Below are 280 nucleotides of genomic sequence, written 5' to 3' on the forward strand. Positions count from 1 at the left end.
GGGCCATATCTTCCAGCTGGGCACCAAGTACAGCGAGGCGATGAAGCTGTCGGTACTGGGCGAGGAAGGCAAGCCCACCACCCTGACCATGGGCTGCTACGGCATCGGGGTGTCCCGTGTGGTCGCCGCCGCCATCGAGCAGAACCATGACGAGCGCGGTATCCGCTGGCCGGCTGCCCTGGCGCCCTTCCAGATCGCCCTGGTGCCAATGAAGTACGAAAATGCCGCGGTGAAGGAAGCGACCGATCGCCTCTATGCCGAGCTGAAGGCCGCCGGCTTC

1 protein-coding gene is annotated in these 280 nt (G+C 65.0%); it reads left to right on the forward strand.

Annotated elements, in window-relative coordinates:
* Positions 1 to 280: aminoacyl--tRNA ligase-related protein (locus FS767_RS22210; protein ID WP_305986802.1), on the forward strand; the 280-nt coding region annotated here is incomplete at both ends.

This window comes from Pseudomonas sp. DE0010 (assembly GCF_007680745.1).
GTDB lineage: Bacteria > Pseudomonadota > Gammaproteobacteria > Pseudomonadales > Pseudomonadaceae > Aquipseudomonas > Aquipseudomonas parafulva_B.